Source organism: Streptomyces stoeckheimensis (genome assembly GCF_045822005.1).
In the GTDB taxonomy this organism is placed as follows: Bacteria; Actinomycetota; Actinomycetes; order Streptomycetales; family Streptomycetaceae; genus Streptomyces; species Streptomyces stoeckheimensis.
In genome coordinates this window covers 4519731-4544655 of record NZ_CP169550.1, presented here as the reverse complement: position 1 = coordinate 4544655, position 24925 = coordinate 4519731, and the positions used below count along the sequence as shown (strand labels likewise).

The following is a 24925-nucleotide window of genomic DNA, read 5'->3' as shown; positions in this document are numbered from 1 at the left end:
TAGCCGGAGGTTGACAGCCCGAAGCGCTCAATGCCCGTGTGAGCCTCTTTGAGCCCCTCCCTGGATATGGGGAGTCGGAGAGAGGAGTTTCCGGGCGGCACATGCGGACTCAGGTACCGGCAAACGCCCATTCATGGGGGTGATACCGGTAGACTGAACGAGAATCCCGCGCATGCGCGGGATCCAGTCGAGTAAAGCTGACCACCGCTGACAACGCAGATCGACGCAGCCGCTCCCGCTTGCATGCATGCCGGCCCGGAGTACGGCCTGTGCTGTGCCAGAAAGGGCGCTTCGTGGCCGATTCCGGCAACCCCAACGACAACCAGTCCACAGTCGGCCAGAACGGCGAGGTCACTTCCTCGTACGACGCCAGTGCCATCCAGGTCCTCGAGGGCTTGGACGCGGTCCGCAAGCGGCCCGGCATGTACATCGGCTCGACCGGTGAGCGCGGGCTCCACCACCTCGTCTACGAGGTGGTCGACAACTCGGTCGACGAGGCCCTGGCCGGGCACGCGGACACCATCGACGTGACGATCCTCGCCGACGGCGGCGTGCGCGTGGTCGACAACGGCCGCGGTATCCCGGTCGGCATCGTGCCGTCCGAGGGGAAGCCGGCCGTCGAGGTCGTGCTGACGGTCCTGCACGCGGGCGGCAAGTTCGGCGGTGGCGGCTACGCCGTCTCCGGCGGTCTGCACGGCGTCGGCGTCTCCGTCGTGAACGCCCTGTCGACCAAGGTCGCGGTCGAGGTCAAGACCGACGGACACCGCTGGACCCAGGACTACAAGCTCGGTGTCCCGACGGCGGCCCTGCTGAAGAACGAGGAGACGTCCGAGACGGGCACCTCGGTCACCTTCTGGGCCGACGGCGACATCTTCGAGACCACCGAGTACTCCTTCGAGACGCTCTCGCGCCGCTTCCAGGAGATGGCCTTCCTCAACAAGGGCCTGACCCTCTCGCTGACGGACGAGCGCGAGTCGGCGAAGGCCACGATGGGCGCGGACACCGCCGAGGAGACCGACGACCAGCAGGCGCGCACGGTCAAGTACCACTACGAGGGCGGCATCGTCGACTTCGTGAAGTACCTGAACGCGCGCAAGGGCGAGCTGATCCACCCGACCGTCATCGACGTCGAGGCCGAGGACAAGGAGCGCATGCTCTCGGTCGAGATCGCGATGCAGTGGAACTCGCAGTACACCGAGGGCGTCTACTCCTTCGCGAACACGATCCACACGCACGAGGGCGGAACCCACGAAGAGGGCTTCCGCGCGGCGATGACCGGCCTGGTCAACCGCTACGCGCGCGAGAAGAAGTTCCTCCGCGAGAAGGACGACAACCTCGCCGGCGAGGACATCCGCGAGGGTCTGACGGCGATCATCTCGGTGAAGCTGGGCGAGCCGCAGTTCGAGGGCCAGACGAAGACCAAGCTGGGCAACACGGAGGCCAAGACCTTCGTGCAGAAGGTCGTGCACGAGCACCTCAACGACTGGTTCGACCGGAACCCGAACGAGGCCGCGGACATCATCCGCAAGTCGATCCAGGCGGCCACGGCGCGCGTCGCGGCCCGCAAGGCCCGTGACCTGACGCGTCGCAAGGGTCTGCTGGAGAGCGCCTCGCTGCCGGGCAAGCTCTCGGACTGCCAGTCCAACGACCCGACCAAGTGCGAGATCTTCATCGTCGAGGGCGACTCGGCCGGCGGCTCCGCCAAGTCCGGCCGCAACCCGATGTACCAGGCCATCCTGCCGATCCGCGGCAAGATCCTGAACGTCGAGAAGGCCCGTATCGACAAGATCCTCCAGAACACCGAGGTCCAGGCGCTGATCAGCGCCTTCGGCACGGGTGTGCACGAGGACTTCGACATCGAGAAGCTCCGCTATCACAAGATCATCCTGATGGCCGACGCCGACGTCGACGGCCAGCACATCAACACCCTGCTGCTGACCTTCCTGTTCCGCTTCATGCGGCCGCTGGTCGAGGCCGGGCACGTGTACCTGTCGCGTCCGCCGCTGTACAAGATCAAGTGGGGCCGCGACGACTTCGAGTACGCGTACTCGGACCGCGAGCGCGACGCCCTGGTCGAGCTCGGCAAGCAGAACGGCAAGCGGATCAAGGAAGACTCGATCCAGCGCTTCAAGGGTCTGGGCGAGATGAACGCCGAGGAACTGCGCATCACCACGATGGACGTGGACCACCGCGTGCTCGGCCAGGTCACCCTGGACGACGCCGCGCAGGCCGACGACCTGTTCTCGGTGCTGATGGGTGAGGACGTCGAAGCCCGGCGCTCCTTCATCCAGCGCAACGCCAAGGACGTTCGCTTCCTCGACATCTGAGTCGGCTCAGCTGACCGCTCGAAAGGACTTCTGACCAGCAATGGCCGACGAAACCACCCCCACCGCCGCGGAATCCGCGGAGGAGCAGCCCGTCGTACGCATCGAGCCCGTCGGGCTCGAGACGGAGATGCAGCGCTCCTACCTCGACTACGCGATGTCCGTCATCGTCTCCCGCGCGCTGCCCGACGTACGGGACGGCCTCAAGCCGGTCCACCGGCGCGTGCTGTACGCGATGTACGACGGCGGCTACCGGCCCGAGAAGGGCTTCTACAAGTGCGCCCGCGTCGTCGGCGACGTCATGGGCACGTACCACCCGCACGGCGACTCCTCGATCTACGACGCCCTGGTCCGCCTGGCCCAGCCGTGGTCGCTGCGCATGCCGCTCGTGGACTCCAACGGCAACTTCGGCTCCCCGGGCAACGACCCGGCGGCCGCCATGCGTTACACCGAGTGCAAGCTCATGCCGCTGGCCATGGAGATGCTCCGGGACATCGACGAGGAGACCGTCGACTTCACGGACAACTACGACGGCCGCAACCAGGAGCCCACCGTCCTGCCGGCGCGGTTCCCGAACCTGCTGATCAACGGCTCCGCGGGCATCGCGGTCGGCATGGCCACCAACATCCCGCCGCACAACCTGCGCGAGGTCGCGGCCGGCGCCCAGTGGGCGCTGGAGCACCCGGAGGCCTCGCACGAGGAGCTCCAGGACGCGCTCATCGAGCGGATCAAGGGCCCGGACTTCCCCTCGGGCGCCCTGGTCGTGGGCCGCAAGGGCATCGAGGAGGCGTACCGGACCGGTCGCGGCTCCATCACGATGCGCGCGGTGGTCGAGGTCGAGGAGATCCAGAACCGCCAGTGCCTGGTGGTCACGGAGCTTCCGTACCAGACCAACCCCGACAACCTGGCGCAGAAGATCGCCGACCTGGTGAAGGACGGCAAGGTCGGCGGCATCGCCGACGTCCGCGACGAGACCTCGTCCCGGACCGGCCAGCGCCTGGTGATCGTCCTCAAGCGCGACGCCGTCGCCAAGGTCGTGCTGAACAACCTCTACAAGCACACCGACCTGCAGACGAACTTCGGCGCGAACATGCTGGCGCTGGTGGACGGCGTGCCGCGCACGCTGTCGATCGACGCCTTCATCCGCCACTGGGTGACGCACCAGATCGAGGTCATCGTCCGGCGCACGAGGTTCCGCCTGCGCAAGGCGGAGGAGCGCGCCCACATCCTGCGCGGTCTGCTCAAGGCGCTGGACGCGATCGACGAGGTCATCGCGCTGATCCGGCGCAGCAACACGGTCGAGATCGCCCGCGAGGGCCTGATGGGCCTGCTGTCGATCGACGAGATCCAGGCGAACGCGATCCTGGAGATGCAGCTCCGCCGCCTGGCGGCCCTGGAGCGGCAGAAGATCGTCGCCGAGCACGACGAGCTCCAGGCCAAGATCAACGAGTACAACGCGATCCTGGCCTCCGAGGAGCGCCAGCGTCAGATCGTCAGCGAGGAACTGGCCGCGATCGTCGAGAAGTTCGGCGACGACCGGCGTTCCAAGCTCGTGCCTTTCGACGGCGACATGTCCATGGAGGACCTGATCGCCGAAGAGGACATCGTCGTCACGATCACCCACGGCGGGTACGTCAAGCGCACCAAGACCGAGGACTACCGCTCGCAGAAGCGCGGCGGCAAGGGCGTGCGCGGCACGAAGCTGAAGCAGGACGACCTCGTCGACCACTTCTTCGTGTCCACCACGCACCACTGGCTGCTGTTCTTCACGAACAAGGGCCGGGTCTACCGCTCCAAGGCGTACGAGCTCCCGGACGCCGGCCGTGACGCCCGCGGGCAGCACGTGGCGAACCTGCTGGCCTTCCAGCCGGACGAGAAGATCGCCCAGATCCTCGCGATCCGCGACTACGAGGCCGCCCCGTACCTGATCCTGGCCACCAAGGGCGGCCTGGTGAAGAAGACGGCGCTCAAGGACTACGACTCGCCCCGTTCGGGTGGCGTCATCGCCATCAACCTCCGGGAGACCGAGGACGGCAGCGACGACGAGCTGATCGGCGCCGAGCTGGTGTCCGCCGAGGACGACCTGCTGCTCATCAGCAAGAAGGCGCAGTCGATCCGCTTCACGGCGACCGACGACGCGCTGCGCCCGATGGGCCGCGCCACCTCGGGCGTGAAGGGCATGAGTTTCCGCGGAGGGGACGAACTGCTTTCCATGAGCGTGGTCCGGCCCGGTACGTTCGTCTTCACCGCGACCGACGGCGGCTACGCCAAGCGGACGCCGGTGGACGAGTACCGCGTCCAGGGCCGTGGCGGTCTGGGCATCAAGGCGGCGAAGATCGTGGAGGACCGCGGGTCGCTCGTCGGGGCGCTGGTGGTGGACGAAACGGACGAAATCCTCGCCATCACGCTCAGCGGTGGTGTGATTCGTACGCGCGTCAACGAAGTACGGGAGACCGGCCGTGACACCATGGGCGTCCAGCTGATCAACCTGGGCAAGCGGGATGCCGTCGTCGGCATCGCCCGCAACGCGGAGGCCGGTCAGGAAACTGACGAGGTCGACGACAGCGAGAACGAGATCGGGACCGAGGCGGCCGTCGAAGGACAGGCCGCCGAGGCTGCCGGGGGCACGGAGCCCTCGGCTGGGGAGCACGAGGAGTAAGCGTGAGCGGAGCCACGGGCGCCGGACCGGCCCACACTGGAGCGAACGGTGCCCGTGGCCCCGCCGCGGACTCGCAGGGGGGAACCGTGACGGACACCCGAGGACCGCAGCCGCCTCAATCGCCTCAGTCGCATCAGACTCAGGCGGGGGCCGCCCCTCAGCAGCCCTACCACCCGCCGCAGGCGTACGCGGTGCCCCAGAGCCCCGCGGCGCCACGGGGGGCGGGCGACCCCGGTGCGCAGCGCAAGCCGCGCACGGGGGCCCGTATGGCACCCAGGACGCGCAAGGCGCGGCTGCGGGTGGCCAAGGCCGACCCGTGGTCGGTGATGAAGGTCAGCTTCCTGCTGTCGATCGCGCTGGGCGTGTGCACGATCGTCGCCGCGGTGGTGCTGTGGATGGTCATGGACGCCATGGGCATCTTCTCCAGCGTCGGCGGCACGATCAGTGAGGCGACCGGCTCGAACGAGAGCAACGGCTTCGACCTCCAGACCTTCCTGTCGCTGCCGCGCGTTCTGATCTTCACGACGGTGATCTCGGTCATCGACGTGGTGCTCATGACGGCGCTGGCGACCCTGGGCGCGTTCATCTACAACCTGTCGGCGGGCTTCGTCGGCGGTGTGGAGCTGACGCTCGCCGAGGACGAGTAGAGCTTCCGAAGACGGGGCTGGTGACCTGCGCAGACGGGTCACGGGAACCGATTTTGGAGTCACCGGGTCTGTGCGCTAACCTTCAGAAGTCAGCGCGCAGCGCGGATGGGGCTATAGCTCAGTTGGTTAGAGCGCATCCCTGATAAGGATGAGGCCACAGGTTCAAATCCTGTTAGCCCCACAGTGTCGAAGACCCCCAGGCCCATGGCCTGGGGGTCTTTGTCGTTGGGCCAGTTGGTGGGGCTGCGTCAGCCGAAAGGCCGCCGATCGGATATCGGTCGGTGTGTATTGTTGGGCGCCAGAAGTCCCCTACGTCAACGAAAGACGAGGTCGCGCGGTGAAGAAGCTGCTCCTGGTCGCACTGGCCGCCATCGGCGGGCTCCTCGTGTACCGCCAGATCCAGGCGGACCGCGCAGAGCAGGACCTGTGGACGGAGGCAACCGACTCCGTGCCTTCTGGTTCCGGTGTGTGAGACCCGAGGTTGATCCCAGAGCCCCGACTGCCGCTGCGGTCGGGGCTTTGTGCTGCTCTGTGACGAATTGTTGCGGTATGCAAAGAAGCTGCTTGCGTTGGCAAACTCGGGGTGGGTGCGCGTGATGGGTGGGGTACGTCGGGTACGGACGGCCACGGTGACGACGCTGGCCGCCCTCGGGCTGGTCGCGGCCCTGCCGGGGGCCGCGGGCGCGGCGGGGACCCCGCAGCCGGTGCCGTCCTACCGGGGCGCGGACGGCGCGGAGGCGGTGGTGGGCAAGCCCTCCACGGCCGGCGCCCCGCAGCTGAAGGCGGGGTCGGTCTACAAGGACGCGATCGCGCCGGGGGAGCGCTACTACCGGATCAGCCTCGACGACAGTTCGAGCGTGTACGTCTCCGCCGTGCTCCAGCCCCCCGGAAGCGCCAAGGTGAGCTACACCGACGGCCTCGAGGTGGAGGTCCTGAACGCCGAGAACCGCTCCTGCCCGGGCAGCCCGGGGCGGGCGGCCTTCGGCTACGACCCCGTCCCCCTCAGCGCCGTGGGAGCCCGGGTGCGGCAGGAGGACGCCGACTGCCAGGGGGCCGCCACCTACTACGTCAAGGTCACGCGCGAGGCGGGCAAGGACGGGGAGCAGGCGCAGTGGCCCCTGGAGCTGAGGGTCCAGCGCGAGCCGGAGCTCGGCGGCGGGAACGCGCCCACCGCGGCCCCCAGCGTCTGGCCCTCGGCCTCGCCGACCCTGCCGGGCAGCGATCCGGCGCAGCGCCCCGGCGGGACGGGCTTCAACGACGCGCGGGCGCTCGACACCGGGGTCTGGAGCGACGAGCTGCGGCCCGGCCAGACCCGCTTCTACCGGGTGCCGCTCGACTGGGGGCAGCAGCTCGGGCTCGCGGCCGAACTCTCCGCCGGCAAGCTGACGAAGGACTCCGGGTACGCCCCGTCGGGGCTCACCGTCTCGCTGTACAGCCCGTACCGGTCCCTGGTCGACGACAAGGACGCCACGTACGACGGGAAGCAGGCGGGGCTCACCCTGCCGCGGACACCGCCGGTGGCGTACGAGAACCGCTTCTCCTCCGACCGGAAGGTCGGGGCGGTCCGGGTGGCGGGCTGGTACTACGTCGCGGTCACCATGGCCGGGAAGGTCGCGGAGTTCACCCAGGACGCGGTGCCCGTCCCGCTGACCCTGCGCATGGAGGTCATCGGCACGCCGGGCAAGGCTCCGGCCTACGCGGAGGACCTCGCGGCCGCCGGGTTCGGGGTGGCGGCCCAGGACCGTACCGCGGCCAAGGAGGGCAGCACGGCCGTGGAGGCCGACGCCGCCGCCGCGAACCGGTCGGTGATGCGGGTGGTCGCGGGCTCCGGCTTCGGCACGGGGACGCTGCTGCTGCTCGTGCTGGGCGGCTGGATCCTGCTGGCCCGGCGGCGCACCCCGTAGGGGGTCCCCCGCTCCCTAGACCTGGGTCAGGGCCCAGATCCCGACGGCGAAGCACAGCACGGCGGCGAGCAGGATCCCGGCGGTGACCTTCGCGGGCGGGGGCGCGAGCGCGGTCGTACGGGGTACGGCGGGCGCGTCGGGAGGCGTGGGCTGCCGGTACGGATGCGGGGCCGTCGGCGTGGTCTGCTGGGGCTGCTGGGGACGCGGCGTCGGGGCGGCGGCGGCCAGCGGTGGCGGGAGGTGGAAGCTGCCCGTCTCCGAAGGGCCGAAGACCCCGAGGGGAGCGGTGACGGGAGTGGGGGCACCGGAGGGCTGCGCGGGTGCGGAGGGCGCGGAGGACGGAGCCGTCGGGGGAGTCTCGTACGCGGCTTCCTGGAGGGACCGGGGCGTGAAATCGGGCGGCACCGGGCCCAGTTGGTCGAACACCTCGACCGGATCGCCGTCCGGGCCGGGCGGCGGCAGCAGTTCCACGGCCTCGGCGAGGGCCCTGCGCGCCCCGGTGGCCGTCTGGAACCTGCTCCGGGGGTCCGGCTGGAGCAGCGCGGCCAGGACGTCCCACAGCGGCGCGGGAACGCCCTCCGGGGCATCGGGGGTGCCGTGGGTGAAGAACTGCTCCACGAGGGCCTGGGAGTCGGGCTTGGCGCCCTGGAGCAGGTAGAGGCCGACCAGTCCGACGGCGAACAGGTCGGCGGTGAAGTCGGGTTCGGAGCCGAGGAGTTGTTCGGGGGCGAGATAGCCCGGCGTGCCGACCACGTAGGCGGTCTCGGTCAGCCGGGGCTCGCCCTTGCGCATGGCGATGCCGAAGTCGGACAGCCGCAGGTGCGGCCGCCCGGTTCCAGTGGCCTCCATCAGGATGTTGGCCGGTTTGATGTCGCGGTGCACGACACCCTCCGCATGCACCGCCGCCAGCCCCGACAGGAGCTGGTCGAGCAGCGTGCACACGAACCGGGGCGGCAGGGCCCCGTAGTCCCCGATCACATGGGCGAGGGAGCCGCCGGCGACGAGGTCCATGGTGAAGAGGACCTTGTCGTCGTCCGCCGCCCAACTGGCCGGGGCCAGTACGTGCGGGTGATCGATCCGCAGCGCCTGTTCGCGGACGAACCGCAGCAGGGTGTGGGCATCGCTCTGCAGGAGGACCTTCGCTGCGACGTACCGGCGGCGCCGGTGGTCCCAGGCACGCCATACGGCGCCGGCGCCGCCACGTCCGATCGGGTCGATCAGTTCGTACCGGCCGGCGAAGATCTCACCCATTGCTGCGCCCGTCCCCCGTCGTCAGCTGTGTCCGTTGCCTGCGTGGCGTGTCAGTTCTGGTGCGCCTCGTAGTGCGCGACGGCGTCGGACGTGCGGCCCGCTCCGTACACCCTGAGAAACTCTGCCAGTTCCGGGTGGGTCGGGGCGAGGGTGTCCGCCGCGTCGATGATGTCGCCCGCCGCCGAGACCGAGCGCAGCAGCGACTGGATCTCGCGCACGACGCGCTTGACGGTGGGTGCGCCGGAACCGGTGGCGGCCTGGCTGGTGCTGTTGCTGAGGACGGAACCTCCCTGGGTCTTCTTGATCTCGTCCATGCGGTCGGTCGCCTCTCCCGCGCTGACGCTCCCGTCGGCCACCTGGCCGGCGAGGTCCTGGAGAGCCTGAACCCGCTGAACCACGGCGGGGTTTCCGATCTTGGCCCGCTGACCGCTCATCAGCTGGGACAGCATCGGAGCCGACAGCCCGAGGACGGCAGCGAGGCGGGCCTGGTTCAAACCGAGGTCATCTATGAGCCGGCGGAAGAGCGCGCCGAGCGGCTCCCCGTACCAACTCCGCTGGAGTTCCCTGGCTCTGGCGGTCGCCTCTTGCTGTACTGCGTCCACTCTTACTACTCCCCTTCGCTGGTGCGAACCTCGCGAGCATCTTACGGAGAGTGGTCGCGGGGCGGGAGTCCCTATCATTTTGCGGGATGAGGGGGTACACCCGGTACTCTGTCCTACGGAACGGTCAATCCCTCCCGGAGGACGGCCGTGCCCGCGTACGGGGCCTTAGCTCAGTTGGTAGAGCGCTGCCTTTGCAAGGCAGATGTCAGGAGTTCGAATCTCCTAGGCTCCACAATGAGAAAACCCTGCCTGACCAGCGGAAACGCCGGTCAGGCAGGGTTTTTTCGTGCCCGGCTCCGCGTGGTCAGCGGGGGCCGGGCCGGCGGCACAGTTCGTGCAGGCGGGAGATGCGCCAGCCTTCGCCCAGGGGTGCGCCCCGGGGAGTCAGCAGGACGCCCGAGTTCGCCCGTACCGCTTCGGTCAGTGCCGGGCCGCGCAGGTCCGGGGAGGCGGTGAGGGTCCGGGCGAGGGCCGTGACCGCGCTGTCGGCCCGGCGCACCGCGCAGGAGTGCGCGTGGACGGCCCAGACTTCGAGGCCCGCCGCGTACGAGTCGAGGGAGCCGAAGGTACCGAGCCCGCAGTCGGCGGGGATCAGCACCGGCCCCCTGGGCGCCACCGCGCGGGCGAGGCGCAGGCAGAGTTCCTGCGGGGCCAGCACCGCCAGGACGTCCTTCGCGCCGGCCGCCGCGGACGGGGCCGTGGCCAGTCCGGCCGCGGCGGCCTCCTCGCCGACCCGGCGGGCCAGTTCCGTCCACTGCGCACTGCCGTCGTGCAGCGTCGAGAGGGAGACCGCCCCCAGTGCGGCCGCCCCCTCCACGATCAAGCGAGGCAGGGAGTCCTCGTCGGGGGCCCAGCTGAGCGCGGTGGCCTCGGGCTGCAGGAAGGGCAGCAGGCAGGTCAGCCCCGCCGCCCCGTAGGCCGCCGCCACGGCCTTGCCGCGGGCCGGGTCGCTGTGTCCGACCACCGCCGCGTAACCCCCGGCCACGACGTCGTCCTCGACCCCCGCGGTCTCGTCGTGCACGCGCCAGTCGGCCGCCGCGGGGTGCTCGGTCCTCGCCCGCTCGATCCCTCCGAGGAGCGCCGCCCCCCAGGCGGCCCGGGGGCCGGTCAGCGGGGCGACGACCGCTACTTCCGGTCGCCTCGTCATGGTCAGCCCCAGATGAAGGAGTCGGTCGCGGCAGCCGTCGGCTGCGGCGCGGCGAGGGCCGCGGGGGCCCCGCCGAGGACGAAGGCGGCGGCGATCACGGCGAGCAGAACGGTGCGGACACGAGACATGGAGAACCCCCGGAAGATGTGTGCTGTGGTGTGGGACCAGCATGCTGCGGGTGCTTCGGCGGTGGCTACGGATGCGAAGTTCCGGGACCGGCCATGGCCAGGGGCGGACACGGCGGGCGCTGCGGCAGCCGTTCCCACCTCTGCGGATGTCCGTATGCCGGACCCCGCTGGCCGTGATGCGGACCCCTTCTTAGGATCGCGGGTGCGAACCGCGGGGGATGGTTCGTCAAGCCGAGGGGGCGGTGTGGACGACGTACGGGCCAAGGCCCAGGAGCTGTACCGGATCGCATTGGACGACGCGTCGTGGCGACCGGAGCTCGTCACCGTGGAACGCGGGTGGACCGACCCGGAGTTCGCGGACGTCCTGCGTCTGCTCAACCGGCTCGGACTGTTCGTCCCTTCGCCGGAGACGCGCAACGGCTGGACGGCGCTGGCCCCGGACACGGCGCTGCGCAACCTCCTGCTGGAAGAGGAGCAGCACACGGGGGCCCTGCTCTCGGCCGTGCAGCAGACCCGGGCCGCACTCGCCCAGGTCGTCACGGACTTCCAGCCGGTGCACGCCCGGGAACTGTCCTCCGTACAGATGGAGGTAGTCACCGGAGCGGCCAACGTCTCGGCCGCCCTGGAGGACGCCTCGCAGCGGGTCGAGCGCGAGGTGCTCTCGCTGCACCCGGGCCGGGCGCTGCCCGCCGAGATGGTCGAAGCGGGCCTGGAGCGGGACCGGCTGGCGCTCGGCCGCGGGGTGCAGATCCGTACCATCCACCTGGGTTCGGCGGCCGCCGTGCCGCACATGACCGCGTACCTGCGCAGGCTGAACACCGCCGGGGCCCAGGTGCGCACCGCGCACACGCTGCCCCTGCGGCTGATCGTGGTGGACCGCTCCCTGGCCATCGTCCCGGCCCCCGAACCGGTGGACGGGGACATCGCCGCCGTCGTGCTGCGCGGGGAGACGCTGGTCGGCGTGCTGCGCGGGATCTTCGAGCACTGCTGGGCGGCCGCCAGCGTGCTGGGCGAGGCCGGTACCGCGGCGAGCACGGCGGCCCCGGAGGGCGAGGGCGGCTGGCAGCCCACCGGCCGCCACCGCGAGTTGCTGCGGATGCTGGAGGGCGGACTGACGGACGAGACGATGGCCCGCAAGCTCGGGGTGTCCGAGCGCACGGTCCGCCGTCTCGTCTCCGAGCTGACCGAACGGCTAGGCGCGGCCAGCCGGTTCCAGGCCGGGGTGTGCGCGGTCCGGCTGGGCTGGCTCGACGACTGAGGCGGTGGCCTCGGTCTCGGTCACGGCCTCGGCAGTGGCCTCGGTCGTGGCCTCGCCGGCCGGGCCGGCGGCGGCCGTGCGGCCCCAGGCGGTGCCCGCGAGGACCAGCAGCGCGCCCGCCAGGCCGAGCAGTCCGGGCCGGTCCCCGGCCAGTGCGATGCCGAACACGGCGGCCCACACGGGCTCGGTGCCCAGCAGGAGGCTGACCCGCGAGGGCGAGGTCTTGCGGACGGCCCACATCTGCGTGAAGAAGGCGAAGAGCGTGCAGAACACGGACAGGTAGACCAGCCAGAGCCAGTCGGAGACGTCGAATGCTGCGGCGGCCGCCCACGGGGTGCCGCCGGTGCCCGGAGCGAAGGACAGCAGGGCGAACACCGTGACCGCGCTGCCGAGTTGGAGCGTGGTCATCGACATCGAGTCCGCGCCCCGGACCGACTTCATCCGCGACATCGCGAGGACGTGGACGGTACGGGCCAGGGCCGCGCCCAGCATCAGCAGGTCGCCGAGGGAGGGCGCGGTGAAGCCGGCCCCCTGGGTCAGCAGCAGGACGCCCGCCACCGACAGCCCGGCCGCCGCCATGAACGGCCGCGGCAGCGCGGTCCCGCGGATCCGGCTCTCCGCGATCGGGGTGAAGATCATCGTGAGGCTGATGATGAGCCCGGCGTTGGTCGCCGAGGTGTGCACCACCCCGTAGGTCTCCAGCAGGAAGATCCCGGCGAGGATCAGCCCGAGGACGCCCGCGCCGCGCACCTGCGTCCCGCTGAGGGCGCGGAGCTTGCGCCACCCGGCGATGACGAGCACGGGCAGCGCCACCGCGAACCGCAGCACCAGCACGGCCAGCACGGTCTGGGTGGTGGTGACGCCCTTGGCGGCCAGGTAGCTCGATCCCCACACCACTGCGACCAGCAGTACGGGCAGATCGGTCAGCCAGGCGCGGCGGGCCCGGGCGGTGGCGGTGGCGGTCATCGGGACTACTCCTACGGGGTGTGGGGGAGGGCGGAGCGCGGGGGGCGGGCTCAGCGGGCGGTGTAGGCGATCACCAGGACGTCGCGGTGGGCCGCGGTCTCGGGGTCGACGGGCTGGAGCCCGGTCACCGAGTGCAGGGTCCGGCGGTCGTCGCCGAGCAGGAGGTCGCCGGGCTCGGTCAGGGTGGTGGTGAGCAGGTGCTCGCCGGCGTCGGTGTAGACGCCGCTCTCGCCGCCGGTGACGTTGGTCCGGCCGATCATCAGCGAGGTGATGAAGGTGACGCCGTCCCGGTGGCGGCCCTCGGGGGCCGGCTGCCCCTCCTGGTCGGCGGAGGCGATGATCCGGTACGGGTGGAGCTTGATGTTCCAGGTCTTCGTACCGTCGACCGCCGTGAAGATCCGGCCCAGTTCGACCAGCACCGACCGCAGGAGCTGGTCGCCCACGAAGGCGCCGGTCAGCGGGTCGAAGACGCGCTCCACACCGCCGTTGAGGGGGTTGACGTCGGTTTCCTGGCGGTAGGGCTCGTGGGGGAGCAGGCTGAGCTCGCCGGAGTCCGCGTCGAGCTCGAACTGGCCGTAGCGGCGGAAGCGGTAGGTGCCGCCGTCGGCCATGTGGGTGTCGAGCGTCAGCTCGTCCCAGTGGGCGGCGAAGCGGGCCCAGTCGGAGGCGTCGGCGTCGACCAGGTCGGAGAGGGCCCGGGAGGGCATCAGGTGCCCGCCGGGTCCGGCGAGGGCGGCGGTGGCGTCGAGCGCGACGGGGTGCGTGGTGGAAGCGGCAGTGGTCATGGAAGTGCTCCGTGGAAACGAGGAAGAACGGTCGGTACGGGGATCCGTACGGGGATCGGTTCGGGGATCCGTACGGGGATCGGTCCGGGGGAAGGGGCTCAGACGGCCGTGAGCAGGGAGTCGGCGCGGGCGAACGGCGCGGACTCGGCTTCGATCGCCCGCTCCTCCCAGGCCTCGCGGTCCCGCAGGTACAGCGGCTTGAGGGCGTTGATGGCCCGGGTGTCCGCCCCGCCGGTCCGCAGTCGCCAGGTCACCGAGCCGGTGGTGCGGGCGGCGCAGGTGTCCATGAACGCCTGGACGGTGAGGCGGAGGTCGCCGAACCAGCGGCCTTCCAGCGCCTCGCGCACCCAGACCTGCTCCAAGTGGCGCTTCTCCCGGATGAGTTCGGCGTCCAGGCAGGCGCTCTCGACGTGCCGGTAGCTGCTCAGCAGCAGGTAGGCGCCGGGCATCTCGCGGATCTCCAGCACCTTCTCGCCGTGGTCCAGGTGCTCCAGGCCGGAGTAGCGGCCTAGACCGTAGGCGCCCACGCGGTGGTTGAGCTGGTCGATCAGGTCGGTGAGCGGCATCGGCACCCCGTCGACGGCGACCGGGAGCCCGCGCTCGATGGAGACGGTCAGGGTCTCGGAGTCGCCGGGCAGGGCGGTGGGGCGGCTCCAGGTGTACATGTCCTCCGGGACCGCGTGGCGCTCCGGGTCGTCGAGGATCCCGGACTCGAACTCGCGGCACCACAGGTTGGAGTCGCCGCTGACGATCCGGCCGGCGAGCAGGTCGATCCCCGCGGAGCGCAGCTCGACCAGCTTCTCCTCACGGGTGACCGGGTCCAGGTCGTACGGGCTGCCGAAGCTGCCCTCCCAGCCGAGCAGGGTCAGCGCACCGTTGAGCCGGCGCAGGGTGTTCTGCGAGCGGTTCGCGGTGTGCAGGACGGTCTGGGCGCCGAGGGCGCGGGCCAGGTCCACCGCGCTGCGGGCGATGAGCGGGCGGCTGAGGGTGGAGCTGACCGGGTGGATGCCGAGGTACACGGCCTGGGCGGCGATCGCGGGGGCGACGTACTGGCCGGCGAACTCCTCGCGCCGGTCGAGGATGTGGATGGTCGCGCCGAGCGCCTCCGCCACCTGACGCTTGTACTGGCTCGACTCGTCCTCGCCGATGTCGACGCTGACGGCGTGCACGTCGCGGACGCCCATGCGGCGCAGGCGCAGCAGCAGGTAGGAACTGTCGAGGCCACCGCTGAACAGGGTGACGACCGGACGGTTCGGGTCCAGGGTGTCGAGCTGCGAGAAGGAACGTATGAGCGGGGACTGCATGGTCTCTCCAACCTTGGCGCGGTTCACAAGAGAGGAGATTTCCCTGCGGCGGACTTCCGGACAATGGATTCCGGCCTTCCGCGCCCGGCCATGGCCGGTCCCGGACGCTGCTCCGGCCCGAGCGGCGACGGCATGAGGAGAGCCCCCTCGGCCCCGCGGGAGTGCGGGATCGAGGGGGCTCTCGGGTCTCAGAGCTCGGGTCGGGGGTCTGAGGATCAGGGGTCTGAGGGTCAGAGGTCTGAGGGTCAGGCGCGGGTACGGGCCTTTCGGGCGCGGAACGTCAGGGCGGTGGCGAGGCCGGCGAACAGCGCGACGAGGCCGGCGCCGACGGCCGCGGTGTCGACGTCGTCCTGAGGGGCGAGCTCGGCGCCCGCGGCGACCGGGCCCTTGGGGACGACGACCGTCTGCGGCTTCGCGTCCGTGGCGGGCTTGGCGGCCGGCTTGGTGGCGGGCTTCGCGGAGGGCTTGGCGGACGGCTTGGTGGCGGGCTCCGCCTTCGGCATCAGCTGGAAGGTCGAGGCGCCCTCGCCCAGCACGCGGATGTCGAATCCCTCGCCGTTGTTCGTGAGCTTGTACTGGACGCCGTCGAGCACGGCGAGGGGGTGGGTGAGGTCGAGCTTGGCCAGGACGCGGCCGGCCCAGTGGGCGGCGCCCTGCGACGCGTCGACGCCGGCGCGGATCCAGACCTCGGGGCCCTCGGACTTGTTGCGCAGCACCGCGATCTTGCCCTTGCCGAGCTGCATTACGACTCCTTGGAGCATGGTCGGGGAAGGCGGAGAGTCGCATGCCGCGGTGTCGCTGTCGGGGTTTCGTCCGGTCAGGTCTGCGGGGCTGCTGATGAGGAATCTACGGATCTTGATCGGCCGGAAGGCGGGATTCCTGTCATGGCCGGGTAACAGGCACCGGTCGTAAAACCGCCGGATGACCAGCGCACTCCCCGGTTAGAGTCCCCTGTCCGGAGATTGATGTGACATGTCTTTAGAAGCCGTACCGCTGAGGAGAGTTCGCATGACCGTGGAAGCGAAGAGCACCGAGAAGGCCCTGCGGCTGCGGGAACTGGGCGAGACGCTGCTCGTCCTGCCCAATGCCTGGGACGCGGGCAGCGCGGCGGTGATCGAGTCGGCCGGAGCGGCGGCCATCGCCACCACCAGCGGGGGCGTGGCCTGGTCGATCGGCCGAGGGGACGGGCAGCACGCCACGAAGGCGGAGATGCTGGCGGCGGCCGCGCGGATCGTGGCGGCGGTGGACGTCCCGGTCACCGTGGACATCGAGGGCGGCTACGAGGACGTCGCGGCCACCGTGCGCGAGGTGGTGGCGGTGGGCGCCGTCGGGATCAACCTGGAGGACTCGAAAGCGGCCGACGGTACGCTCCACACCGCCGCGGAGCAGGCCGAACGGATCCGCGCCGCCCGTGCGGCGGCCACCGCGGCCGGGCTGCCGGAGCTGGTGATCAACGCCCGTACCGACGTCTTCCTGTTCGGGATCGGTGAGGAGTCCGGCCGCCTTGCCGACGTACTGGCGCGGGTGGAGGCGTACGCGGCTGCCGGGGCCGACGGGATCTTCGTGCCGGGGCTGCTGGACCTGGACGCCCTGGGCGAGATCGCGCGGGGCCCGCTGCCGGTCAACGCCATGGCAGGGCCGGGCGGTCCGTCCGTCGCCGAGCTGGCGAAGGCCGGGGTGCGCCGGGTCAGTGTCGGGACCGGCGTGGCGCAGGCGGCGTACACGGCGGCCCGCGCCGCGGCGGTGGAGGTGCTGGAGCAGGGGACGTACGGGGCCCTCGAAGGGGCGGTCGACTACGGGACGCTCAACGGCCTCTTCGTGAAGTAGGCCTCGGCCCGACCTGCTCCTGCCCGATGTTTCACGTGAAACATCGGGCAGGAGTCATCGGGCAGCAGTCACCGGCGCGGGCCGGTCCGCAGCAGGGTCGCCGCCACCACGAGCGCCGTGAGCATCAGCCCGGCTCCGATGCCGAAGGCCAGGTGGTAGCCGGAGGTCAGGGCCGCGGCGCGGTCGAGGCCGGTGGCGAGCGCCGAGTCGGTGCGGGCGGCGGCCAAGGTGGAGAGGACGGCGACGCCGAGGGCCATGCCGATCTGCTGGGTGGTGTTGAACAGGCCCGAGGCGAGGCCCGCGTCCTGCTCGTCGGCGCCGGACATCCCGAGTGCGGTGAGGGCGGGCAGGGCCAGGCCGAAGCCGGCGGCCAGCAGCATCACGGGGAGCAGGTCGGTGACGTAGTCGGCGCGGACCGGGAGCCGGGTCAGCAGGCCCAGGGCTGCCACGAGCAGGGCGAGTCCGGCGAGCAGGACGGCCCGTTCGCCGAAGCGGGCGTTCAGCGGGGCCGAGGCGAAGAGGGAGACCCCGCCGATGACCACGGCCGCCGGGAGCATGGCCAGGCCGGTCTCGGCGGCTCCGTAGCCGAGCACGTTCTGGAGGTACAGGGCGACCAGGACCTGGAAGGAGAACAGCGCGGCCACCATCAGCATCTGGACCAGGTTCGCGCCGACCACGGTCCGCGAGCGGAAGATCCGCAGCGGTACCAGCGGGGTGCGGGTCCTGGCCTGGCGTGCGGTGAAGCCGGCGAGCAGGGCGACCGAGAGCGTGCCGAGGCCGAGGGTGTGGGCGGAGACCCAGCCGTAGCGCTCCACCTCGACGACGGTGAAGATGCCGAGCATCAGGCCCGCGGTGACCAGGAGGGCGCCGAGGACGTCGGCCCCGGCGCGCAGCCCCAGGCCCCGATCGGCGGGGAGCGCGGGCAGGGCCAGTGCGAGGGCGGCGAGCCCTATGGGCAGGTTGATGAAGAAGATCCAGTGCCAGTCCAGGGCATCGGTCAGGACCCCGCCGAGCACCTGGCCCAGGGAGGCTCCTGCCGCGCCGGTGAAGGAGAAGACGGCGATGGCCTTGGCCCGCTCGCGCGGTTCGGTGAACAGCGTGATGAGGATGCCCAGGCTGACGGCGGCGGCCACGGCGCTGCCCAGCCCCTGCAGGAACCGGGCGGCGATCAGCACCTCGGGCGAGCCGGCGAATCCGGCGAGCAGGGAGGCTCCGGTGAAGACGCCGGTCCCGGCCAGGAACATCCGCTTGCGGCCGATGAGGTCGCCGAGCCGGCCGGCGAGGAGCAGCAGGCTGCCGAAGGCGATCAGGTAGGCGTTGACGACCCAGCTGAGTCCGGCGGGTGTGAAGCCCAGGTCCTTCTGGATGGCCGGCATCGCGACGGTGACGATGCTGCCGTCGAGGACGGTCATCAGGACGCCGGTGGACAGCACCCCGAGGGCGGTCCAGCGGGAACGCAGCCCGCGCGGTGCGGCCGGGGAGGCGGGGGAGGCGGGGGAGGCGGGAGCGGAGGTGACGGGAGCGGAGGTGGCGGGAGCGGTGGCAGGCATCTGTGTCCCCAGTCGGTGATCGGCGGGCTGACTTGATAAGACCGTATCAGATAGTTCTGTTGCGGACGGTCTGTTGGAGACTGAATTGCTAGACTGGCGGACATGACAGCCATGGCACCCGCGCAGAACGAGCCGGACCTCTCCTTCCTCCTGGACCACACCAGCCACGTCCTGCGCACCCGGATGGCGGTGGCACTCGACCGGATCGGGCTCACGGCACGGATGCACTGCGTGCTGGTGCACGCGCTGGGGGAGGAGCGGACGCAGATCCAGCTCGCCGAGATCGGGGGCATGGACAAGACGACGATGGTCGTCACCGTCGACGCCCTGGAGAAGGCCGGACTGGCCGAGCGGCGGCAGTCCAGCACGGACCGCCGGGCCCGCGTCATCGTCGTCACGGAGAAGGGCGCGGCCCTGGCGCAGGAGAGCAGCCGCATCGTCGACCAGGTGCACGCCGACGCCCTCGGCTCCCTCGCCGACGCGGACCGCGAGGCCGTGCTCCGCGTACTGAACCTGCTGGTCAAGGGCGATCTGGAGACCCCGTCGGAGAGCCCGCGGCCGGCCCGGAGGGCTCGCCAGTAGCCGACGGTATCCCCCGGATGGCCCAGTCACAGGGCCGTCCCGGACCTTCTGGCAGAGAGTGGAACAAGGCACTCAGCCCAGGGGGGCACCACCATGCCGGAGGCGTACGCACATGGGACTGTTCGACTTCATGAGGTCCGACAAGAAGAAGGAACAAGCCGAGAAGGCCGCCCAAAAGGCGGCTGAGCAGGTGCAACAGCAGGCCGCGGACGCCCCGGCGCCGCCGTCGGCGATGCCCGGCGACACCGGGACCAAGTACACCGACGCGGCATCGGCGACCAAGGCGGCCGCCGAACGCATGGCGGCCGCGGCGCCGCCCAAGGCCGCACCGGCGCCCCCGGTCGCACGGCCCGCCCCGCACACGCCCACGCCGGCCTCCGCCGCGCACAAGGCGGTGCCCGCGGCGCCGATGCCGAAGCCGGCGCCCAAGGCGCAGCGCACGTACACCGTCCGCTCGGGCGACTCGCTCTCCGCGATCGCCCGCCGCGAGCTCGGCAACGAGGGCCGCTGGCGCGAGCTCTACGCCATGAACAAGGGAGTCATCGGCTCGAACCCCGACATGATCCACCCGGGGATGAAGCTCACCCTCCCCAACTGAGCGGAGCGCAACGAGAGCGGGGCCCGGATCCTGGAAAAGGATCCGGGCCCCGCTCTCGTTCCGCGTTCCTCAGCGGTGCTTGCGCTTCGCGTCTTCCGCGTCGATCCGCTCCTGCGCGGCCTCGGCTTCCGCTTCCAGACTGGACACGGAATTCCTCGCCTCGCGCTCCTTCTCGGCCAGCTCCTCGTCGTAGGGGGCCGGAGCCTCCGCCTCCCGCGCCGACAGCTCGGTCGCGGCCGGCGGCTCGACGAGCCAGTCCGGGTTCGACTGCTGGTCCCACCACTTCCACGCGGCGAAGGCCCCGCCGGCCAGGACGCCGACCACCGCCACGCCCTTGAACAGGCGGCCGCAGCGCGCACGCCGCTCGTGGCGCCGTACGAGCTTCTGGACCTCCTTGGCCGACACCTGGCCGCGCAGCGCCGCCAGCGCCGCCGTCGACCGGGATGCGGCCTCCTCGGCCATCGGCTGGGCCGCCGCGAGGGCACTCTCCAGCCGCGGCTGCGTGTAGTCCACCGCGCTCCGGGCCGCCAGGCGGGTCTGCTTCATGGCGTTGGACGCCGCCCGGTCGACGTTCGGCGGCACATGGGAGCGCGCCGATTTGATCCGGGGCTGTACGTGGCAGTCGTACGTCTGGCGGGCTTGTTTGGCAGCCTCGCCGGCCGCGTACGACACCTTCGGCGCAAGCCGTTCATTTGCTTCGTGGGCGTAATGCACCGCAGCGTGCTTGGCGGATTCCGCGTACGGCGCCACCACTTCCGCTGCGTGCCGCGCCGTATCCCTGGCACTTGATGCTGCCAGACGCACGCTTTCCTTGCGGGTCACGGGATCCTCCTCCTCGGTGGCGGACACAGTTCACCTTTCCACCCTTTGTCGGATCATGCCTCCCATACCGCCGACCGGCATGCGCGACAGGGCATACGGGTGGAGGATTTCCGTCCTGTGCAGCCCTCCGTGCGAGGATCTGAAACCGACAGTGACGACGAGAGGAAGGCAGATCCGTGGCCGAGAAGCTCTACGCCACCCTGAAGACCAACCACGGCGACATCGAGATCGAGCTTCTGCCGAACTTCGCTCCGAAGACCGTGCGGAACTTCGTCGAACTCGCCACCGGTGAGCGTGAGTGGACGCGTCCCACGGACGGCCAGAAGACCACGGACCCGCTCTACGACGGCACCGTCTTCCACCGGGTCATCAGCGGGTTCATGATCCAGGGCGGCGACCCGCTGGGCAACGGCACCGGCGGCCCCGGCTACCAGTTCGCCGACGAGTTCCACCCCGACCTGGCCTTCACCAAGCCCTACCTGGTCGCCATGGCGAACGCCGGCCCGGGCACCAACGGCTCGCAGTTCTTCATCACCGTCGCCCCCACCGCCTGGCTGACGCGCAAGCACACCATCTTCGGCGAGATCGGCGACAAGGCCAGCCAGAAGATCGTCGACGCCATTGCCGCGGGTCCCACCAACCCGCGCACCGAGCGCCCCCTCGACGACGTGATCATCCAGTCCGTCGTCATCGAGAAGCGCGGCTGACCGCAGGGAACCTTTCAGTCCCGCCCGTCCGTCCTCGATACGTACCGGACGGGCGCGGGCGGATCCGCCCGCCCCGCCGCCGACCGAGGGGACCGATGGACACCGACCGTCTTCCGGGCTGCTACCGGCACCCGGACCGCGAGACCGGGATCAGCTGTACGCGCTGTGAGCGGCCGATCTGCCCCGACTGCATGATCAGCGCCTCGGTCGGCTTCCAGTGCCCCGAGTGCGTCCGCGGGGGCTCGGGAACGGGCCACGGCCGCGCCGCCAACGCCCCGCGCACGATCGCGGGCGGGGTGGTGGCGGCCGATCCGTACCTGGTCACCAAGATCCTGATCGGGATCAACGTGGCGGTGTACTTCGCCACCCTCGTCTTTCCCGCGCTGGCGATCCATCTGGTGTTGATCGGCTCGTACAGCGAGCAGCTGGGCGGACCGCCCGAAGGCGTCGCCACGGGCGAGTACTACCGGCTGCTGACCTCGGCGTTCCTGCACGTCGACTGGTGGCACGTCCTCGGCAACATGCTCGGCCTGTGGTTCCTCGGCGGAATGCTGGAGCCGGCGCTCGGCCGGGCCCGCTACCTCACCGTGTACCTGCTGTCGGCATGGGGCGCCAGCGCGCTGATCTATCTGCTGACCCCCGAGAACACTCCGACGTACGGAGCTTCGGGGGCCATCTTCGGCCTACTGGGCGCCGCCATCGTGCTGGCACGCCGGACCCGGGACGAAGTGGGCCCGCTGATCGCCGTGGCGGTGCTCATGCTGGTGCTGACTTTCACACCGTGGATGAACCTGTCGTGGCAGGGCCATATCGGTGGTCTGGTCACCGGTTCGCTGCTGGGTCTGGGTGTGTTGTGGCCCGCCACGGGTCACGGCGCGCGGAATCGCAAATTCGTCCAGTGGGGCACCTGTGTGGCGGTGTTCTTGCTGGCCACAGCCCTGATCGCGATCCGTACGGCCGAACTTTCCGTACTCACCTGATCACACCGGCGTCAACTCTCCACAGAGTTATCCACAGATCTTCTGTCTTTTCCTCAGGTGTGGATGACGCTGTGGATAACTCATGGGGAGAGCTTGCGGAGCCGGGCTACTTCCACTGCGTGGAGACGCCGAATCCTGCCGCAATGAAGCCGAATCCGACCACAATGTTCCAATTTCCGAGAGCTTCGATCGGAAGCTGGGTCTCGGACAGATAGAAAACGACGATCCATGCCAGACCGACCAAGAAGAACGCCAGCATGACCGGGGCGACCCAGTTGCGGTTCGTCAGCTTGATCGACTGCGGCGTCCGCGTGGGGGGCGGCGTGTAGTCGTCCTTCTTGCGGATACGTGACTTCGGCACGAGGGGCTCTCCTGTCGATGGGCTGGGGACCTGGCCTGCCCCGGGCGTCCGTTAGCGTAGTGGACCTGTGGCGTTGAAGGAGAAGGGTACGTTGAGCAATTCCGACGACTCCTCCGCGGGTCCCCGTCGCCGTGCCAGACCGGTCCGGCTGCTCACGGCCGCCGTTTTCGCCCTGGCCGGCTTGATCTTCGTCACCAGCTTCAACACTTCCAAGGGTACGAACATCCGGACGGACGCCTCGCTCCTCAAGCTGTCCGACCTGATCCAGGAGCGCAGCCAGAGCAATCTGGAGCTGGAGAAGAGCACCGCCACCGCACGCGGCCAGGTCGACGCCCTCGCCGAACGCGACAACGGGAGCACCAAGGCCGAGGACGCCAAACTGGCCGCCCTGCGCGCCGCCTCCGGCACCGAGGAACTCACCGGCAAGGCCGTGACGGTCACCCTGAACGACGCGCCCCCGAACGCCACGGCCCGCATCCCCAACGTGCCCGAACCGCAGCCCAACGACCTGGTGATCCACCAGCAGGACCTCCAGGCCGTGGTCAACGCCCTCTGGCAGGGCGGAGCCGAGGGCATCCAGGTCATGGACCAGCGCCTGATCTCCACCAGCGCCGTGCGCTGCGTGGGCAACACCTTGATCCTCCAGGGCCGCGTGTACTCGCCCCCGTACAAGGTGACGGCCGTCGGCGACCCCGGCGCGCTGAAGAAGGCCCTCGCGGCCTCCCCGGCGCTGCAGAACTACCAGCTGTACGTGAACGCGTACGGGCTCGGCTGGAAAGTGGACGAGCACAAGGCGCTGACACTGCCGGGCTACTCCGGCACAGTGGACCTCCACTATGCGAAGCCGCTGGAGTCCGCCACCCCGTGACGTCGTACTGCGCCTGCTGGTACGGACGTTCAGCGAGGTGTGCCTGACCGCGGGCTCGCTCATCGTGCTCTTCGTGGCCTACGTCCTGCTGTGGACCGGGGTCAAGGCCGACCAGGCCATGGACGGGGAGATGGCCCGCATGCGCGACCGCTGGTCCGCGGCGCCGGCGGCCGCCCCGCAGCCCGCCCCCGCGCCGTCGGCGGCCGCGTCGCCCCCGGCCGCCCCGGAGCCCGGCACGTACCCGCCGGGCCGGGCCTTCGCCGAGATGTACGTCCCGCGCTTCGGCCCCGACTGGAACAAGCCCGTCCTGGAGGGCACGGGCACCGAGCTGCTGAAGAAGGGCCTGGGCCACTACGCCGGCACGGCCAGGCTCGGCGGCACCGGGAACTTCGCGGTGGCCGGCCACCGGCGCACGTACGGGGACCCCTTCAAGGACATCCCCAAGCTGCGCCCCGGCGACCTCGTGATCCTCAAGGACGCCACCGGCTGGTACACGTACACCGTCCGCGCGGAGCCGCTGCGCACGCTCCCCACGGAGGTCGGCGTGGTCGATCCGGTACCGAGCCGCTCGCCCTTCACGGCGCTGGGCAAGTACCTGACGCTGACCACCTGCGACCCGGAATGGGGCCACAGCCACCGGCTGGTGGTCTGGGCCGAACTGACCGGTATCCGGACCCTCGCACAGGGCTCACCGGAGGGTTTGGCAAGGTGACCCTCCGCGCCGGGCGGGTGGCTTTAGGCTGTGGACGTACCGCCCCTGCGGTGCGTTGAACGATCGTGGACGAAAAGGACACAGGCGGCATGTACGGCTGGATCTGGCGGCATTTGCCGGGCAACGCGTGGGTACGCGTTGCGATCTCCCTCGTGCTGGTGCTCGCGGTGGTGTTCGTGCTGTTCCAGTACGTCTTCCCGTGGGCCGAGCCGCTGCTTCCGTTCAACGATGTGACGGTGGACGAGGGATCGGGAGCGACTCCGTGAGCGCGCGCATTCTGGTTGTCGACAACTACGACAGCTTTGTCTTCAACCTGGTCCAGTACCTCTATCAGCTCGGCGCCGAGTGCGAGGTGCTGCGCAACGACGAGGTCGAGCTCGCCCACGCCCAGGACGGCTTCGACGGCGTCCTGCTGTCCCCGGGCCCGGGGACGCCGGAAGAGGCCGGCATCTGCGTGGACATGGTCCGCCACTGCGCGGATACGGGCGTACCGGTCTTCGGCGTCTGCCTCGGCATGCAGTCGATGGCCGTCGCCTACGGAGGGGTCGTCGGCCGGGCTCCGGAACTGCTGCACGGCAAGACCTCGCCGGTGGTCCACGAGGGCCTCGGCGTCTTCGAGGGACTGCCCTCGCCCTTCACCGCGACCCGGTACCACTCCCTCGCGGCCGAGCCCCCGACCCTCCCGGACACGCTGGAGGTCACGGCGCGGACCGAGGACGGGATCATCATGGGCCTGCGCCACCGCGAGCACGACGTCGAGGGCGTGCAGTTCCACCCGGAGTCCGTGCTGACCGAGTGGGGCCACCGGATGCTCGCGAACTGGCTGGTGCGCTGCGGTGACGCGGGCGCGGTGGAGCGCTCGGTGGGGCTCGCCCCGGTGGTGGGCAAGGCCGTCGCGTGACGTCGCTCGCGCCGTCCGCGCCCACCGAGGGCCGGGCAGCGC

At 70.4% G+C, this 24925-nt stretch carries 26 protein-coding genes and 2 tRNA genes; 17 read left to right on the top strand and 11 right to left on the bottom strand.

Features of this window, described 5'->3' with window-relative positions:
* The first annotated feature begins 269 nt into the window (after positions 1-269).
* From gyrB to ACE1OC_RS20580, 6 genes are all read left to right on the top strand, one after another.
* On the top strand, positions 270-2327 hold the full coding sequence (gene gyrB / locus ACE1OC_RS20605; protein WP_382977705.1) for a DNA topoisomerase (ATP-hydrolyzing) subunit B: 2058 nt from the start codon (positions 270-272) through the stop codon (positions 2325-2327).
* A 40-nt stretch (positions 2328-2367) separates the two neighbouring features.
* Entirely contained in the window at positions 2368-4983 is a 2616-nt protein-coding gene (gene gyrA, locus ACE1OC_RS20600; RefSeq protein ID WP_407838243.1) for a DNA gyrase subunit A, read from the top strand.
* 2 nt (positions 4984-4985) lie between these two features.
* A complete protein-coding gene (locus ACE1OC_RS20595) occupies positions 4986-5630 on the top strand; it encodes a DUF3566 domain-containing protein (RefSeq protein ID WP_407838242.1) in 645 nt (214 codons plus the stop codon).
* A 107-nt stretch (positions 5631-5737) separates the two neighbouring features.
* Positions 5738-5811, top strand: a tRNA-Ile gene (locus tag ACE1OC_RS20590).
* Between the two features lie 156 nt (positions 5812-5967).
* Positions 5968-6102 carry a DLW-39 family protein gene (locus ACE1OC_RS20585; protein WP_208809277.1) on the top strand — a complete coding sequence of 45 codons (135 nt, stop codon included), beginning with the start codon at positions 5968-5970 and terminating at the stop codon, positions 6100-6102.
* 124 nt (positions 6103-6226) lie between these two features.
* Positions 6227-7534 carry a hypothetical protein gene (locus ACE1OC_RS20580; protein WP_407838241.1) on the top strand — a complete coding sequence of 436 codons (1308 nt, stop codon included), beginning with the start codon at positions 6227-6229 and terminating at the stop codon, positions 7532-7534.
* Between the two features lie 15 nt (positions 7535-7549).
* Here the strand turns inward: ACE1OC_RS20580 and ACE1OC_RS20575 are convergent, their stop codons facing one another.
* Positions 7550-8785, bottom strand: coding sequence for a serine/threonine-protein kinase (locus ACE1OC_RS20575; RefSeq protein ID WP_407838240.1), 1236 nt, complete (start codon positions 8783-8785; stop codon positions 7550-7552).
* Positions 8786-8835: 50 nt separating this feature from the next.
* Positions 8836-9387 (bottom strand): helix-turn-helix domain-containing protein, encoded by a 552-nt coding sequence (locus ACE1OC_RS20570; protein ID WP_243331094.1) that lies wholly within the window; start codon positions 9385-9387, stop codon positions 8836-8838.
* Between the two features lie 159 nt (positions 9388-9546).
* On the opposite strand from ACE1OC_RS20570, the gene ACE1OC_RS20565 reads away from it, so the two are divergent.
* Positions 9547-9619 (top strand) — tRNA-Ala (locus ACE1OC_RS20565).
* Positions 9620-9691: 72 nt separating this feature from the next.
* Here the strand turns inward: ACE1OC_RS20565 and ACE1OC_RS20560 are convergent.
* Complete coding sequence (locus ACE1OC_RS20560; protein WP_407838239.1) at positions 9692-10534, bottom strand: hypothetical protein; 843 nt, start codon at positions 10532-10534, stop codon at positions 9692-9694.
* Between the two features lie 2 nt (positions 10535-10536).
* Positions 10537-10662: a hypothetical protein gene (locus tag ACE1OC_RS20555; protein ID WP_407838238.1), complete on the bottom strand. Its 126-nt coding sequence runs from the start codon at positions 10660-10662 to the stop codon at positions 10537-10539.
* A gap of 244 nt (positions 10663-10906) precedes the next feature.
* On the opposite strand from ACE1OC_RS20555, the gene ACE1OC_RS20550 reads away from it, so the two are divergent.
* On the top strand, positions 10907-11920 hold the full coding sequence (locus tag ACE1OC_RS20550; RefSeq protein ID WP_407838237.1) for a LuxR C-terminal-related transcriptional regulator: 1014 nt from the start codon (positions 10907-10909) through the stop codon (positions 11918-11920).
* Here ACE1OC_RS20550 and ACE1OC_RS20545 read toward each other — a convergent pair.
* The 4 genes from ACE1OC_RS20545 to ACE1OC_RS20530 form a co-directional block, all read right to left on the bottom strand.
* The gene (locus tag ACE1OC_RS20545) at positions 11855-12886 is read right to left on the bottom strand and encodes a DMT family transporter (protein ID WP_407838236.1); all 1032 of its coding nucleotides are present in this window, start codon (positions 12884-12886) and stop codon (positions 11855-11857) included. The two genes, ACE1OC_RS20550 and ACE1OC_RS20545, sit on opposite strands and share 66 nt — an antisense overlap.
* 50 nt (positions 12887-12936) lie before the next feature.
* Positions 12937-13671, bottom strand: a complete 735-nt coding sequence (locus tag ACE1OC_RS20540) for a 2OG-Fe dioxygenase family protein (RefSeq protein WP_250738658.1) — start codon at positions 13669-13671, stop codon at positions 12937-12939.
* A gap of 98 nt (positions 13672-13769) precedes the next feature.
* Entirely contained in the window at positions 13770-14975 is a 1206-nt protein-coding gene (locus ACE1OC_RS20535; protein ID WP_382977733.1) for an argininosuccinate synthase-related protein, read from the bottom strand.
* Positions 14976-15220: 245 nt separating this feature from the next.
* Positions 15221-15718: a hypothetical protein gene (locus ACE1OC_RS20530; protein WP_407838235.1), complete on the bottom strand. Its 498-nt coding sequence runs from the start codon at positions 15716-15718 to the stop codon at positions 15221-15223.
* A 265-nt stretch (positions 15719-15983) separates the two neighbouring features.
* On the opposite strand from ACE1OC_RS20530, the gene ACE1OC_RS20525 reads away from it, so the two are divergent.
* A complete protein-coding gene (locus ACE1OC_RS20525; protein WP_407838234.1) occupies positions 15984-16802 on the top strand; it encodes an isocitrate lyase/PEP mutase family protein in 819 nt (272 codons plus the stop codon).
* A 68-nt stretch (positions 16803-16870) separates the two neighbouring features.
* Here the strand turns inward: ACE1OC_RS20525 and ACE1OC_RS20520 are convergent, their stop codons facing one another.
* Positions 16871-18352 (bottom strand): MFS transporter, encoded by a 1482-nt coding sequence (locus tag ACE1OC_RS20520; protein ID WP_407838233.1) that lies wholly within the window; start codon positions 18350-18352, stop codon positions 16871-16873.
* A 102-nt stretch (positions 18353-18454) separates the two neighbouring features.
* On the opposite strand from ACE1OC_RS20520, the gene ACE1OC_RS20515 reads away from it, so the two are divergent.
* On the top strand, positions 18455-18934 hold the full coding sequence (locus ACE1OC_RS20515; RefSeq protein ID WP_407838232.1) for a MarR family winged helix-turn-helix transcriptional regulator: 480 nt from the start codon (positions 18455-18457) through the stop codon (positions 18932-18934).
* A gap of 112 nt (positions 18935-19046) precedes the next feature.
* Positions 19047-19532, top strand: a complete 486-nt coding sequence (locus ACE1OC_RS20510) for a LysM peptidoglycan-binding domain-containing protein (protein ID WP_407838231.1) — start codon at positions 19047-19049, stop codon at positions 19530-19532.
* Between the two features lie 69 nt (positions 19533-19601).
* Here ACE1OC_RS20510 and ACE1OC_RS20505 read toward each other — a convergent pair whose 3' ends face one another.
* Positions 19602-20354 (bottom strand): DUF5324 family protein, encoded by a 753-nt coding sequence (locus ACE1OC_RS20505; protein WP_407838230.1) that lies wholly within the window; start codon positions 20352-20354, stop codon positions 19602-19604.
* A 176-nt stretch (positions 20355-20530) separates the two neighbouring features.
* Between ACE1OC_RS20505 and ACE1OC_RS20500 the strand changes: the two genes are divergently transcribed.
* Both ACE1OC_RS20500 and ACE1OC_RS20495 read left to right on the top strand, forming a co-directional pair.
* A complete protein-coding gene (locus ACE1OC_RS20500) occupies positions 20531-21061 on the top strand; it encodes a peptidylprolyl isomerase (RefSeq protein WP_407838229.1) in 531 nt (176 codons plus the stop codon).
* A 95-nt stretch (positions 21062-21156) separates the two neighbouring features.
* Entirely contained in the window at positions 21157-22041 is an 885-nt protein-coding gene (locus ACE1OC_RS20495) for a rhomboid family intramembrane serine protease (RefSeq protein ID WP_407838228.1), read from the top strand.
* Positions 22042-22147: 106 nt separating this feature from the next.
* On the opposite strand, the gene crgA is transcribed toward ACE1OC_RS20495, so the two are convergent.
* A complete protein-coding gene (gene crgA / locus ACE1OC_RS20490) occupies positions 22148-22402 on the bottom strand; it encodes a cell division protein CrgA (protein WP_250738676.1) in 255 nt (84 codons plus the stop codon).
* A gap of 91 nt (positions 22403-22493) precedes the next feature.
* Between crgA and ACE1OC_RS20485 the strand changes: the two genes are divergently transcribed.
* The 4 genes from ACE1OC_RS20485 (at position 22494) to ACE1OC_RS20470 (ending at position 24883) form a co-directional block, all read left to right on the top strand.
* Positions 22494-23270 carry a DUF881 domain-containing protein gene (locus ACE1OC_RS20485; protein WP_250738678.1) on the top strand — a complete coding sequence of 259 codons (777 nt, stop codon included), beginning with the start codon at positions 22494-22496 and terminating at the stop codon, positions 23268-23270.
* On the top strand, positions 23239-23982 hold the full coding sequence (locus ACE1OC_RS20480; protein WP_407838227.1) for a class E sortase: 744 nt from the start codon (positions 23239-23241) through the stop codon (positions 23980-23982). Before ACE1OC_RS20485 ends, ACE1OC_RS20480 begins: the two co-directional genes overlap by 32 nt.
* Before the next feature lie 65 nt (positions 23983-24047).
* Positions 24048-24248: a hypothetical protein gene (locus ACE1OC_RS20475; protein ID WP_266960486.1), complete on the top strand. Its 201-nt coding sequence runs from the start codon at positions 24048-24050 to the stop codon at positions 24246-24248.
* Positions 24245-24883: an aminodeoxychorismate/anthranilate synthase component II gene (locus tag ACE1OC_RS20470; RefSeq protein WP_243331047.1), complete on the top strand. Its 639-nt coding sequence runs from the start codon at positions 24245-24247 to the stop codon at positions 24881-24883. Before ACE1OC_RS20475 ends, ACE1OC_RS20470 begins: the two co-directional genes overlap by 4 nt.
* Positions 24884-24925 lie beyond the last annotated feature (42 nt).

What these genes read in the sequence shown, in the direction of transcription:
- ACE1OC_RS20480 (WP_407838227.1), top strand. Translation starts at nt 23,239, where the DNA reads ATGCGAAGCCGCTGGAGTCCGCCACCCCGTGACGTCGTACTGCGCCTG.
- ACE1OC_RS20530 (WP_407838235.1), bottom strand. Translation starts at nt 15,718, where the DNA reads ATGCAGCTCGGCAAGGGCAAGATCGCGGTGCTGCGCAACAAGTCCGAG.
- ACE1OC_RS20495 (WP_407838228.1), top strand. Translation starts at nt 21,157, where the DNA reads ATGGACACCGACCGTCTTCCGGGCTGCTACCGGCACCCGGACCGCGAG.
- ACE1OC_RS20555 (WP_407838238.1), bottom strand. Translation starts at nt 10,662, where the DNA reads ATGTCTCGTGTCCGCACCGTTCTGCTCGCCGTGATCGCCGCCGCCTTC.
- ACE1OC_RS20510 (WP_407838231.1), top strand. Translation starts at nt 19,047, where the DNA reads ATGGGACTGTTCGACTTCATGAGGTCCGACAAGAAGAAGGAACAAGCC.
- ACE1OC_RS20535 (WP_382977733.1), bottom strand. Translation starts at nt 14,975, where the DNA reads ATGCAGTCCCCGCTCATACGTTCCTTCTCGCAGCTCGACACCCTGGAC.
- ACE1OC_RS20575 (WP_407838240.1), bottom strand. Translation starts at nt 8,785, where the DNA reads ATGGGTGAGATCTTCGCCGGCCGGTACGAACTGATCGACCCGATCGGA.
- ACE1OC_RS20520 (WP_407838233.1), bottom strand. Translation starts at nt 18,352, where the DNA reads ATGCCTGCCACCGCTCCCGCCACCTCCGCTCCCGTCACCTCCGCTCCC.
- ACE1OC_RS20515 (WP_407838232.1), top strand. Translation starts at nt 18,455, where the DNA reads ATGACAGCCATGGCACCCGCGCAGAACGAGCCGGACCTCTCCTTCCTC.
- ACE1OC_RS20545 (WP_407838236.1), bottom strand. Translation starts at nt 12,886, where the DNA reads ATGACCGCCACCGCCACCGCCCGGGCCCGCCGCGCCTGGCTGACCGAT.
- ACE1OC_RS20560 (WP_407838239.1), bottom strand. Translation starts at nt 10,534, where the DNA reads ATGACGAGGCGACCGGAAGTAGCGGTCGTCGCCCCGCTGACCGGCCCC.
- gyrA (WP_407838243.1), top strand. Translation starts at nt 2,368, where the DNA reads ATGGCCGACGAAACCACCCCCACCGCCGCGGAATCCGCGGAGGAGCAG.
- ACE1OC_RS20525 (WP_407838234.1), top strand. Translation starts at nt 15,984, where the DNA reads ATGACCGTGGAAGCGAAGAGCACCGAGAAGGCCCTGCGGCTGCGGGAA.
- ACE1OC_RS20540 (WP_250738658.1), bottom strand. Translation starts at nt 13,671, where the DNA reads ATGACCACTGCCGCTTCCACCACGCACCCCGTCGCGCTCGACGCCACC.
- ACE1OC_RS20580 (WP_407838241.1), top strand. Translation starts at nt 6,227, where the DNA reads ATGGGTGGGGTACGTCGGGTACGGACGGCCACGGTGACGACGCTGGCC.